Annotated in this window: 11 protein-coding genes; 9 read left to right on the top strand and 2 right to left on the bottom strand. The window is 69.3% G+C overall.

What is annotated here, in order from left to right:
• Nucleotides 1–8: 8 nt before the first annotated feature.
• Nucleotides 9–1,424 (bottom strand): trehalose-6-phosphate synthase, encoded by a 1,416-nt coding sequence (locus FF096_RS17025; RefSeq protein ID WP_155219278.1) that lies wholly within the window; start codon nt 1,422–1,424, stop codon nt 9–11.
• Between the two features lie 176 nt (nt 1,425–1,600).
• Nucleotides 1,601–2,452 (bottom strand): DUF308 domain-containing protein, encoded by an 852-nt coding sequence (locus tag FF096_RS17020; RefSeq protein WP_309223445.1) that lies wholly within the window; start codon nt 2,450–2,452, stop codon nt 1,601–1,603.
• A gap of 918 nt (nt 2,453–3,370) precedes the next feature.
• Here FF096_RS17020 and FF096_RS17015 point away from each other — a divergent pair.
• From FF096_RS17015 to FF096_RS16975, 9 genes are all read left to right on the top strand, one after another.
• On the top strand, nt 3,371–4,087 hold the full coding sequence (locus FF096_RS17015; RefSeq protein WP_309223444.1) for a response regulator transcription factor: 717 nt from the start codon (nt 3,371–3,373) through the stop codon (nt 4,085–4,087).
• Between the two features lie 504 nt (nt 4,088–4,591).
• Nucleotides 4,592–5,692 (top strand): acyl-CoA dehydrogenase family protein, encoded by a 1,101-nt coding sequence (locus tag FF096_RS17010; protein ID WP_309223443.1) that lies wholly within the window; start codon nt 4,592–4,594, stop codon nt 5,690–5,692.
• Between the two features lie 95 nt (nt 5,693–5,787).
• Nucleotides 5,788–6,852: an SDR family oxidoreductase gene (locus FF096_RS17005; protein ID WP_155219271.1), complete on the top strand. Its 1,065-nt coding sequence runs from the start codon at nt 5,788–5,790 to the stop codon at nt 6,850–6,852.
• A complete protein-coding gene (locus FF096_RS17000; RefSeq protein WP_155219268.1) occupies nt 6,849–8,150 on the top strand; it encodes an aspartate aminotransferase family protein in 1,302 nt (433 codons plus the stop codon). The genes FF096_RS17005 and FF096_RS17000 overlap by 4 nt, the downstream gene beginning before the upstream one ends.
• Complete coding sequence (locus FF096_RS16995) at nt 8,143–8,622, top strand: SRPBCC family protein (RefSeq protein WP_309223442.1); 480 nt, start codon at nt 8,143–8,145, stop codon at nt 8,620–8,622. The genes FF096_RS17000 and FF096_RS16995 overlap by 8 nt, the downstream gene beginning before the upstream one ends.
• A gap of 1 nt (nt 8,623) precedes the next feature.
• On the top strand, nt 8,624–9,202 hold the full coding sequence (locus FF096_RS16990) for a flavin reductase family protein (protein WP_155219265.1): 579 nt from the start codon (nt 8,624–8,626) through the stop codon (nt 9,200–9,202).
• A 2-nt stretch (nt 9,203–9,204) separates the two neighbouring features.
• On the top strand, nt 9,205–10,047 hold the full coding sequence (locus tag FF096_RS16985) for an SDR family oxidoreductase (RefSeq protein WP_155219263.1): 843 nt from the start codon (nt 9,205–9,207) through the stop codon (nt 10,045–10,047).
• Nucleotides 10,048–10,051: 4 nt separating this feature from the next.
• Nucleotides 10,052–10,675, top strand: a complete 624-nt coding sequence (locus FF096_RS16980) for a sterol desaturase family protein (RefSeq protein WP_155219260.1) — start codon at nt 10,052–10,054, stop codon at nt 10,673–10,675.
• A gap of 80 nt (nt 10,676–10,755) precedes the next feature.
• Nucleotides 10,756–11,961 (top strand): nitric oxide synthase oxygenase, encoded by a 1,206-nt coding sequence (locus FF096_RS16975; protein ID WP_309223441.1) that lies wholly within the window; start codon nt 10,756–10,758, stop codon nt 11,959–11,961.
• Nucleotides 11,962–12,074 lie beyond the last annotated feature (113 nt).

The raw sequence follows: 12,074 nt of genomic DNA, 5'->3' as shown, positions 1-12,074 counted from the left end.
GACCGGTCTCAGCTGCCGCCGAGGTGGGCCAGCATCGCGCCGGTCTGGTCCAGGGTGGACAGGTAGGAGCGGGCCCACGCCCGGATGTCGTGTTCGTGCAGGTGCGCGCGCATGGCCCGCATCCGCTCCTGGACGTCGGCGGGGTCGGCCCGCAACGCCGCGAGCAGGCCCTGCTTGAGCCCTTCCAGGTCGTGCGGGTTGACCAGGTACGCCTGCGGTAGCTCGGCGGCTGCCCCGGCGAACTCGCTGAGCAGCAGCGCCCCGGTGTCGTCGACCCGGGCGGCGACGTACTCCTTGGCCACCAGGTTCATGCCGTCGCGTAGCGGGGTCACCGCCATCACGTCGGCGACCCGGTAGAGCGCGGCCAGTTCGGCGCGGTCGAACGGTTGGGTGAGGTAGTGGATCGCGGGCTCGCCGACCCGACCGAACTCACCGTTGATCCGCCCGACCTCCCGCTCGACCCGGTCCCGGAGGATCTGGTACTGGCTGACCCGTTCCCGGCTGGGCACCGCCACCTGCACCAGCACCGTGTCGCGGACCTTGACGTGCCCGCCGGCGAGCAACTCGCTGTACGCCTTGAGCCGCTGCTCGATGCCCTTGGTGTAGTCCATCCGGTCGACGCTGAGCACCACCTGTTCGGGGCTGCCCAGGTCGTCGCGCAGTCGGCGGGCCCGGTCCGCCACGTCCGGGCGGTCGGCCAGCGCGGCCATCTCGGCGGTGTCGATCGACACCGGGAACGCGCCGATGCGTACCACCCGGTCGTCGACCCCGATCCGTCGGTCGGTGGCCGGCAACCCCAGCACCTTCGTCACCAGCTGCGCGAAGTTGTGCGCGGCCTGGGCCCGCTGGAAGCCGACCAGGTCGGCACCGAGCATCCCGCGCAGCAACTCGGCTCGGCGGGGGAGTTGCATGAACAGTTCCGGTGGGGGGAACGGCACGTGCAGGAAGAAGCCGATGCGCAGGTCGGGTCGGAGCGCGCGCAGCAGCCCCGGCACCAGTTGCAGGTGGTAGTCCTGCACCCAGACCACCGCACCGGACCCGGCCACCTGCGCGGTGGCCTCGGCGAACCGCTGGTTGACCCGGAGGTACGCGTCCCACCAGCGTCGATGGTGCTGCGGCTGCTCGACCGCGTCGTGGTAGATCGGCCACAGTGTGGCGTTGGCGAACCCCTCGTAGTGGTCGCGCAGGTCTTCACTGCTCAGCGGCACGGAGTGCATCCGCACACCGTCGATGTCCGGCAGGGTGGGCGCCGGGCCGGTCCCGCCGGCCCAGCCGACCCACGTCGCGGGGGTGTGGCGCAGCAGCGGGTGCAGAGCGCTGACCAGACCGCCGGGGCTGCGCCGCCATTCGCAGGCGCCGTCGGGGGCCACGCTGTCGTCGATGGGTAGGCGGTTGGCCACCACCACCAGGGAACTCTGTCGCATCTCGGGCATTCCGATCAGCAGGGGCTTGACCGCCACGAGAAGGAACAACCGGGCAGTCAGCGTTTGACGTGACGTACTGCGGTATTCCTACTGACAGTAAGTTACACCACTGTTACGCACATTGGCACGGTCGGTCACCGTCCCGGTATCCGGACGGCCTCCCCCCGGTGCGGAGGTCAGACGACGGCGCCGTCATCGGGGTCGTGGTCCTCCGCGTCGCCGGGACGCAGGCGCCACACCAGCGTGACGAAACCAGCGAGAATGCCGGTGAAACCGAGCAGCGTCACCACGCCCTGGTCGGCGGGGAGCAGGTCGGGAAAGAGGAACAGCACGAAGCCGAGCAGCACGGCGAGGATGCCGGCCACCGCGAACTTCGACACCCGGGGCAGCGGCGGCGGTGGTGGCGGTACGTAACGCTCGTCGTCGTCCGGGTCGTCGGGCAGCTGCGCGCCGAAGGTGTCCAGCCCGTCCAGCAGTGACGGTCCCTCCCCGTCCCGGGGGCCGCCATGTCCCACCGAGATGCCGGAGATGTCGGCGGCGTAGGGCAGCCGGCGTACGTCGGTGGCGGTCGGGCCGGGCTCCTCGGTGCCGGGCCGGGTGGCGGTCGCCGTGCCCCCGCCCTGCCCGGTCTGGTCGTCCACGTCCTCGGCGGCGGGCCACGGGTGGTCGCCGGTACCCGGTGAGGTGTGGAAGCCGGCGACGATCCGCTCCCACTCGGCGTCGATGTCCGGTTCCTCGCTGGCGCGGACACCGCCGGTCTCGTCGGCGAGCTGGCTGAGGTAGTCCCGGGCGGTGCTCAGGTGTGAGCGGTCCACGTAGAGGCGGTCCACCGGCCGGGACGGCACGGTGGTGGTGCGGGTGACCGGATTCAGGTCGGCCGACGGTTGTAGGTAGGCGGCGATCCCCCCGGCGGCCAGCACGTCGAGCAGGTGCTCGCCGACGCGCGGGTCGACGTCGCCGGCGATGGCGTACTCGCTCGCGTCGAGACCGTTGTCCCGCCGTCCCCGGCGGGCCCCACCCGCTGACACCGGACATCCTCCTCATCGCGCCACCGGCGCGCCCCGCAGCCCCTCGACGCGCCCCCGCACGCCCCGTGCCCTGAATCGTGACACGTCGAGGGTGGGTTCGGGGAGTGCCTTGTGGCGCGGCGTACGGCCGACCGGTCATCGGCGCTCGGGTAGCGTTCGACGCTTTGTCCCCTCCTGCCCCCATACGCGTACGCCCTGGAGGGCTTGCGCGCGACGATCGGCTCGACCGGCGGGGGGTGCGCGGGCGCCGGGTGCGCGGGTGCGGTTTCGTCCTGGGGAAATACGCCGCCGAAAGCGTGCCGAGGTAAGCGGGCTAAGATTCTTTTGGACGTAGTTGATGGAAAAGAATAAAGTTCGTCGACCCGCACTCGGAGGTCAGGTCTGTCGGATGGTTGTCGCCAGACTCGACCGCAATCGTGAATACATGCAGTGATGGTTCCGTCGCGTTTGTGACTCTCCGGCGGTGGTGTGGCGCAAGTGGACTTCAACCCGGTTGCACCGTGACAGATGTGGCAAGTTGCACCGGTATGGTGTCACGGCGTTCCGCCAGGTGGTTAGGGGCGGATGGCCATCCGGACGGCTGGCGCGAGACATTGCGATGAGACCCTGATCCCCCGACAGCACTGAAGTGATGTCCATCGGTCGGACATTCTCGGTAGGGATTTCTTTGGCGACCTGACTATGCATTCCTCATGCCGGAGTCCCAGACACGGGGCCGGGCCTGGTAATTGGCGCTTCGACGGGCACTTCCGCTTAGTCCCACCCGTTGGACGATCACATTTTTCGCCCGTGGTCGAGGGTTGAAGCCCCCATAGAGGCTCACATCTGAAGCGCCTATGATGATGGCTGATTCCCCGTGATAGGTGTGTTCGCCAAATATGCGTGCCCGAGGTCAGCTGGGGGGCAGGGACTGTGCGGGTGCTTGTGGTGGAGGACGACGAGTCACTCGCCGGGACGATGGTCTTGGCGCTGCGACGTTTCGGGCACGAGGCCGAGCACGTGACGACGGGTGTTGAGGCGCTGACCGTGCTCGGCAAGGCCGAATTCATCCTGCTGGATCTGGGCCTACCCGACCTCGACGGCCAGGAGGTGTGTCGGCGAATCCGGCAGCACTCCTGGATACCCATCATCGTGGTGACCGGTCGCGGTGACGAGTTGAATCGTGTCCTGCTGCTGGAGACGGGCGCGGACGATTATGTCGTGAAGCCGTACAGCATGCGGGAATTGCTGGCCCGAATGGACGCCGTGGTGCGGCGCGGCGCGGTGGGCGAGGTGGGTGAGGCGGGCCGCGCGCTCCGGGGGGCGTCGGCGGGACCGCCGGTGGAGGAGCAGCGACGCCACGGCCCGCTCCAGGTGGACCTGCGGGTACGCCGTGCCTCCCTGCACGACCGTGAGGTCACGTTGACCCGGCGGGAGTTCGATTTGCTCGCGGCTTTGCTCGACGACCCGGGAGCGGTGGTCGGGCGTCAGGAGTTGATCGAACGGGTCTGGGACGAGAACTGGCACGGCTCGACTCGAACGCTGGATGTCCACGTCGGATCTTTGCGGACGAAGCTCGGTGACCGGCGGTGGATCGAGTCGGTGCGGGGAGTCGGTTTTCGGGTGCGAATGCCCGACAGTGAGTTGCGCTGTTAACAACTCGTCCGGACAGGACGGTGGCTTGGCTCGGGTGATGTCGCGCCCAACGGCGTCCACGTTCTGTTCGCCCTGATTATTCACCCGCCTGGAAAGCGCTGTGTGGTCGTGCGGAATGCGCACGGCCGGCTCGAGTGTGTCCCGTTCTAGCCGACTGTCGGAAAAATTACGCACGACGAACGGCGGCTCCGGCCGCTCAGCGGGCCGTGCGACCGACGGATGTGCGGGATGTCCGGCTTCTACGTTTCCGCCTTTTGGCGAGTTTTATGGTCAGCGGAGATGCAAGACATCTGCATGACATTGGTTAACTTTCTCTTTTCCCTGTGCAGAAGATTGCCTGAGCCCTGTCGTCAGCTGTGACCTCCGTTGCAGGTCCGATCCCTAGTGTGATTCGCGTGCCAGACAGGAGTACGGCCATCCTTCGGGTGAGGCCGGCTCCACGAGGCGCACGATGACGGCTCGCTGAGTGGGGGCTCCAGCATGCGGCTGCTCGATGAAGCGCGCGTGGTACTTGACGAGGTTCTTCCCGGGTTGGACAAGCGGCTGGCCGAGTCGCCGCTGTCGACCTGGGAACAGCCGGACGCGCCCGGTCTGGCGGTGTTCAAGGAGGTCGGCGGGCCGGCGCTGCTGGTGCCGCAGGAACACGGTGGGCTGGGTGGGGATCTGCTGACCGCCACCCGGGTGCAACGGGCGATCGGCGCCCGGTCGCCGTCGTTGGCGGTCGCCACCACGATGCACCACTTCTCGATGGCCTCGCTGGTGGAGCTGACCGCCACGTCGACCGGGATGGAGTGGATGCTGCTGACCGCGGTCGCCCGCGACGCCCTCCTGGTCGCCTCCGGGTTCTCCGAGGGCCGGGCCGGCCAGGGGATCCTCACGCCGACGATGACGGCCACCGAGCGCGACGATGTGGTCGTGCTCAACGGCACGAAGAAGCCTTGCAGCCTCGCCCGGTCGATGGACCTGTTGTCCGCCTCGGTCGTACTCCCCGGAGACGACGGCAAGCCGCAGCTCGCGATCGCGGTGGTGCCGGCCGCCGCCCCCGGAGTGTCGGTGCGGCCGTTCTGGAACACTCCGGCCCTGGCCGGAGCGGAGAGCGACGAGGTGATCCTCACCGACGTCGAGGTCCCACAGAGCCTGGTGGTGCGGACGGAACTGGTCGACGGAGACCGGTTGGACCACCTTCAGACGGTCGGGTTCGTCTGGTTCGAGCTGCTGATGGCGTCCAGCTATCTGGGGGCCGCCACCGCGCTGGCCGACCGCCTGCTGGAGTCGAGAAGCGCCGACGTCGGTGTGCAGGCGCAGGTCGCCAGCACGATACGGGCGGCGACGCTGCTGGTGGAGGGCACCGCGACCAGGTCGGGGCCCATCAACGAGGAGCGCCTGGCCGACGTGCTCGTCTGCCGCTACGCGGTGCAGGACGCGATCACCCGGGTGCTCGACCTGACCGTCGAGGCACTGGGCGGCATGGCGTTCATCTCCTCGGGCGAGGTCGCCTACCTCGCGGGCGCCTGCCGGGCGCTGGCGTTCCACCCACCCGGACGTCACCGGATGGCCGCGTCGCTGCGCGACTACTTCACCGGTGGGCCGCTGCGCGTGCCGTAGGCCGCGCGGTGCCGTTTTCCGCCACGTCGCCTCACCGCGCCGACCTGCCTGTCGTCGGCGTTTGACAACACCTCTGCCAACCCAAGGTTGTGATCATGACGGCTGTTCGAACGGTGCTGCTGACCGGCGCGTCCGGGGTGGTCGGCACCGCCCTCATTCCGGAACTGGCGCCCGCTCACGTGGTGGCCCTGGTGCACCGGACCCCCTGCGCCGACGCGACCGAGTCGGTCGTCGGAGACGTCACCGCGCCCAGACTCGGCCTGGCCCCGGCCGACTACGCGTCATTGGCCGCCCGGGTCGACGCGGTCGTGCACTGCGCGGCGCACACCGGCTTCTCCGGTGGCCGACAGGTCACCGAGGACGTGAACATCGCCGGGACCGAGGCGGTGGTCGCGTTCGCCGCGGACGCGGGCGCGCCCCTGTACTACGTCTCCACGGCGTTCGTCGCCCGTACCGAGCTGACCCGCCGGTCACTCGGCCGTGGCACCGGAGACGCGAGCGCGCGGCCGGAGGACTATCTGGACTCCAAGCGGATGGCCGAGCAGGTGGTACGCGACAGCGGTGTGCCGGCGGTGCTGATCCGCCCCTCGGTGGTGATCGGCGACTCCCAGACCGGCGCGATCAGCCGCTTCCAGGGGCTGCACGGCATCTCCACCGTGCTGCTGCGCAACCTCCTTCCGCTGATGCCGATGCCGGCGACCTCGCGGCTCGACTTCGTACCCTGTGACGTGGTCGCCCGCGCGATCGCCTCCCTGGTCTTCGACCGGCAGAGCGAGGGCGAGGTCTGGATCACCGCCGGGCGGGCGGCCCCGACGATCGAGGTGACGATCGACACCGCGGTGTCGGTCGGCGCCGAACTCGGCATCAAGGTGAACCGCCCCCGGATGGTCGAGCCGGAGATGGTGGACAGACTGATCCGCCCGGTCTTCATCGACCCGTTGCCCCCGCCCGCGCGGCGGCGCTTCGACGATCTGCTCGCGATGACCGCGCTGTTCGTCAACGCGCCGGTGTTCCCCAGCACGCTCGGGCAGCTGCCCCGGCAGCCCACGGCCTTGACGGCCGAGCAGGTCACCGACGCGTACCGGGCATCGCTGATCTACCTGGCCCACGCCAAGAAGCTGGTGGCACCGGTGGCCGCCCGGGTGGGGGCACCGGCATGACCAGCGCCGCCGAGATCCAGACCGCGCCGGCCCCGCACGTCGACACGGCGATGGTGCTGGAGACCTACCGCCGACACATCGGCCGAGGTCGGGCCCGGATCGCCGCGATGACCGGCGCGGCTATCGAGGTCGCCTCCTCCGGCGCGCACGTCTGGGACTCGACCGGCCGACGGTACCTCGACTGCGGCGGCTACGGCGTCTTCCTGCTCGGGCACGCGCACCCGGACGTGACCGAGGCGGTGATCGGTCAGATCCGCCGCCATCCCATGGCCACCCGGCTGTTGCTGGAGCCGACGGCGGCCACGGCGGCGGCGGCCCTGGCGGAGGTGACGCCGGCGGGCCTGGACTACGTCCACTTCGTCAACTCCGGCGCCGAGGCCACCGAGACCGCCATCAAGCTGGCCCGGGCCCACGGCAAGCACGTCCTGGTCTCGGCCACGGGCGGCTACCACGGCAAGACCACCGGCGCGCTCGCGCTGACCGCGAGGCCGGTGTTCCAGGAGCCGTTCCGGCCCCTGCTCGACAGCGTCCACGTGCCGTACGGCGACCCGTCGGCCCTGGAGACGGTGCTGGCCGAACGGCACGGCCAGGCGTGCGTCGTGGTCGAGCCCGTCCAGGGCGAGGGCGGCGTGGTCGTGCCCCCGCCCGGCTACCTGACCCGGGTGCAGGAACTCTGCCGCGCGTACGGGGCGATGTTCGTGCTCGACGAGATCCAGACCGGTCTCGGCCGTCTCGGCTCCTGGTGGGGCGCGGACGACGAGGGCGTACGGCCGGACATCCTGCTCGTGGGTAAGAACCTCTCCGGCGGTGTCGTCCCCGTCGCCGCCGCGGTCGCGACGGCCGAAGCCTATGCGCCGCTGGACAACGACCCGTTCCTGCACACCTCCACCTTCGCCGGTGCTCCGGTGGCGATGGCCGCCGCCGCGGCGGCGGTCCGGGTCATCGCCCGTGACGGGCTGGTGACCCGGGCGGCCGGCCTCGGCGAGCGCATCCGGCAGGTGCTCGACGAGACGCTCGGCGACCTGCGCGGTGATGTCGTCACCGACATCCGTGGCCGAGGACTGCTGCTCGGTGTCGAACTCGCCGACGAGGCACTGGCCGGGCAGCTGATGCTGCACCTGCTGGAGGCCGGGGTGGTCGTCAACCACTCCCTCAACGCGCACCGGGTCGTCCGACTGACCCCGCCGGCGGTCCTGACCGACCGTGACCTTGACGAGCTGCACAGCGCGCTGCGCACCGCGGCGCAGCAGCTCACTCGCCACGCAACGACTCATCGAAAGGCGGTCCGCCGTGCCTGATGTCACGATCGACGCCCTCGTCCCAGCGACCACCGCGGCCGAGGTCTACAACAAACTCCGCGACTTCGGTGCCTACCCCCGCTACACCGACGCCGTCCGGGAGGTCAAGGTACTCGCCGTCGACGACGACACCGTGGAGACCCGCTGGTCGGTCAACTTCCGCAACGGCGTGCTCTGCTGGACCGAACGCGACACCTTCGACGACGCCACCCAGACCATCGCGTTCACCCAGCTCGACGGCGACTTCCACCGGTTCGACGGAGCCTGGTCGGTGCGGACCGACGACTCCGGCGTCAAGGTGCGCTTCGCGTGCAGCTTCGACCTCGGAATGCCCAGCCTCGCGGCCATCGTCGACCCGATCGCCTGCGAGGCGTTGACCGAGAGCATCCAGCTCATCCTGCATGGACTCCTCGGCGACGACGTGGCGTTCAGCGACGCCGACACTCCCGTGCTCGCCGCGCAGAGGGGATGACATGTCGACTGCGGCCACCCGTGACGCGGCGGCCACCGGAGGCGACGAGGCGGCCGGGCCACCGGCGGTCAGCATCCCGGCGCTGCGCGAGGCGTTCGCCCACCTGCCGGCCGCGGTCACTGTGGTCACCACCCTCGCACCCGACGGACCGGTGGGGATGACCGCCAGCGCGGTGGCGTCGCTGTCCCTGGATCCACCACTGCTGCTGGTGTGTGCCGCCAACACCTCCGGCACGCTCGCCCGGCTACGCGCGCACGGTCGGTTCGCCGTCAACACGCTGCCCGCCGGGCACGGCGCGCTGGCCCACACGTTCGCCAACCCGGAACCGCACCCGGGGCACCGGTTCGCCTGCGCCCCGTACCGCATCGTCGACGCGGTGCCCGTACTGGGCGACGCGCTGACGGTGTTCACCTGCACCGTCGAGCAGACCCACCCCGGCGGCGATCACACCATCGTCGTCGGGCGGATCACGGCCGTCTCCCATCACGCCGGGCAGCCGCTGCTCTGGCATGCCCGAAGCTACCGGCGGCTGGCCCCGGCCGCCGGCGATCACCTGTCCGACCAGCCCAGGAGGTTCTGACCATGGCCAAACGCACCCTTTCCGGCAAGGTCGTCGCGATTACCGGCGGCAGTCTCGGCATCGGCCGTGCCACCGCCGAGGCGTTCATCGCGGCCGGAGCCCAGGTCGCCATCGGCGCCCGCGATCTCGACCGGGCCGTCAGCGCGGCCAGGTCGATCGGCGCGATCGCCTTCCCCCTCGACGTCACCGACTCCGGCAGTGTGGAGAAGTTCTGCCGGCAGGTCGAGGAAGACCTCGGGCCGATCGACGTCTTCGTCAACAACGCCGGCGTCATGCTCGTCGGACGCCTCGAGAACGAGAGCGACGACGTCACCGCCCAGCAGCTCAACGTCAACCTGCTCGGCACCATCAACGGCGTGAAGACCGTGCTGCCGCGGATGCGCGCCCGGGGCCGTGGCCACATCATCAACATGGTCTCCGCCGTCGGGATGGTGGGCCTGCCCGGCTGCGCCACCTACTCCGCCGCCAAGCACGGCGTCGTCGGACTCTCCGAAGCCGTCCGGGGCGAACTGCGCGGAACCGGCGTCGACCTCTCCATCATCCTGCCGATTCCCGCCCAGACCGAACTGACCTCCGGTGTGGGGAAGGGCCGTTTCGTGCCCTACCTCAAGGCGACCGACATCGCCGCCGCCACCGTGCGTACCGCCCGCCGTCCCCGCTACCACGTCTACGTGCCGGGCTGGACGAACCCGGTCACCCGGATCCTCGGTCTACTGCCGCAGGGGTGGCGTGACGCCGCAGGTCGGTTGCTCAAGGCCGACCAACTGCTCAAGACCACCGACGCCGCCGCTCGCGTCAAGTACGAGGAGCGGGCTCGGGCGACGACTCTCACTCGCGAGGTGTAGTGCCATGGCCAATCGGGGAGCGATTCTGCGGGGCCGTGGCCCGGCCGTCTTCTCATCCACCGTCATCGACAACATCGTCCATGTTCACCCGCTCGTCGCGGTCGCCCTCTACCTGCCGGTCATCGTCGTCACCGCAGTGGCCTCGTTCGGCCAGGCGTCTGCGCCGGCACTGGTCGGCTGGGCGGTCGGCGGCTACCTGACCTGGACTCTCGTCGAGTACTGGGGTCACAGGCTGGTGCTGCACTTCGAACCGGAGCAGGGCTGGGGGGCGTGGTTCCACCGCATCGTCCACGGCCTGCACCACGACTATCCGCAGGATTCCCGCCGGTCCATCATGACCCCGCTGCTGTCCATCCCGATCGTCGGCATCGCCCTGCTGGTGTCGATCGTGCTGCTGGACCTGCCGAGCATGTACGCGTCCGGCTTCGTCTTCGGCTACCTCGCCTACGACCTCATCCACCTCTATCTGCACCACTCCCGTCCCAAGTCCGGTCCGATGAAATGGCTGCACGAGCTGCACATGCGGCACCACTTCCGGGACGACGGCCGTGGATTCGGGGTTTCCGCGCCGTACTGGGACAAGGTGTTCGGCACCGCGATCAACCGCAGCAGGCGGGCCGCGCAGTGACGCAGACCCATCCGCGCGCCGCCGGTGCCGGCCAGTCGAGCCCGCCAACCGTTTCGAGTGCGGCGTCGGGAGGTGGGGGAGTGCCCGGTTACCGGGACATCCCCACCTCCCGGTGGGATCCCGATGCCCCGACCGACCTAAACGAGGCCGAAGCGTTCCTTCGGCTGTTCCACGACGAGAACGACGACGCCGAAAACCTGGGCGCTCGGTTGGCCGCGGTCCGCGCGGAGATCGCCGCCACCGGCACCTATACGCACACGCGTGAAGAACTCACATTCGGTGCCCGGGTCGCCTGGCGTAACTCGTCACGTTGCATTGGTCGCCTGTACTGGCGCAGTTTGCGACTGCTCGATCGTCGCGATGTGCACACCGCCGACGGCATCTACAGCAGCGTGGTCGATCATCTGTGCAGCGCGACCAACAACGGCAACATCCGACCCACCATCACGGTCTTTCCGCCGGCCCGACCCGGTCAGCCTTACGCCCGTATCTGGAACGAGCAGCTCATCCGCTATGCGGGACACCGGCAATCCGACGGCCACGTTGTCGGCGACCCCCGGTACGTCGATTTCACCGCCGCCGTCAGCGCGATGGGTTGGATCGGCAAAGGGACCGCATTCGACATCCTGCCGCTGGTCATCGACACTCCCGCCGAGGGCCCGCGCCTGTTCGATCTACCCGAACACGCGGTCAGTGAAGTCCACCTCAGCCACCCCGAACACCCCTGGTTCGCCGACCTCGATCTGCGCTGGCACGTCGTACCGGCCATCTCGCACATGCGCCTGACCATCGGCGGAATCCACTACCCGTGCGCGCCGTTCAACGGGTGGTACCTCGGCGCCGAGATCGGTGCCCGTAACCTCGCCGACCTCGACCGCTACAACATGCTGCACGTCGTGGCCGACAAGCTCGGCCTCGACACCAGCACGGACGCGACGCTGTGGCGCGACCGGGCCATGGTCGAGCTCAACATAGCCGTGCTGCATTCGTTCACCACGGCGGGTGTGCGGATCAGCGACCACCACACCGAGGCCCACCTGTTCTGCACCCACATCGAGCGGGAGGAGCGCCTGGGCCGTTCCGTCCCGGCCGACTGGACCTGGATCGTGCCGCCGCTGTCCGGCAGCGCCACCCCCGTATTCCACCGCTATTACCATGAAGCCGACCTTCGCCCGAACTTCTATCTGGACCCGGAGGCGCGTGCTCTCGCCCTAGGCGCCGCCGCCGAGCCCGCCGGACGTTGTCCCGTTACCGGAGCGTCCGCACAACCGACCGAATCCATGTGAAGATTGCATACGGCGCCTGGTCGCGCGCCGTAGCCTCGCACTTTCCCACGTCGACCGACCTGGCCGGCGCATGAAACAGAAAATCATCGCTTCACACCGATGTCTCTTCCACA

The sequence above is a fragment of the Micromonospora sp. CP22 genome, from assembly GCF_009712475.1.
Taxonomy (GTDB): domain Bacteria; phylum Actinomycetota; class Actinomycetes; order Mycobacteriales; family Micromonosporaceae; genus Micromonospora.
This window is presented reverse-complemented; position numbering and strand designations above follow the sequence as displayed.